The following is a 235-nucleotide window of genomic DNA, read 5'->3' as shown; positions in this document are numbered from 1 at the left end:
GTTTGTAACACGTGAAGCGTATAGTCAATTTTTATATAACTCTATTAATGTAATTGAAAAAATACAGAAACCAGAAGTGAAGCCAGACCCAAAACCTGAAACAAAACCAGAGGAAAAACCAGAGGTGAAGCCAGACCCAAAACCTGAAACAAAACCAGAAGAAAAACCAGAGGTGAAGCCAGATCCAAAACCTGAAACAAAACCAGAGGAAAAACCAGAAGTGAAGCCAGACCCA

1 pseudogene is annotated in these 235 nt (G+C 39.1%); it reads left to right on the top strand.

Annotated features, from left to right (window positions below):
* Nucleotides 1-235 (top strand): annotated as a pseudogene (locus MR167_RS33840) (S-layer homology domain-containing protein); the annotation flags it as partial.

This window comes from Bacillus cereus group sp. BfR-BA-01355, assembly GCF_022663675.1.
Taxonomy (GTDB): Bacteria; Bacillota; Bacilli; order Bacillales; family Bacillaceae_G; genus Bacillus_A; species Bacillus_A thuringiensis_S.
The sequence above is the reverse complement of the archived record's forward strand: the minus strand, read 5'-3'. Positions and strand labels throughout refer to the sequence as shown.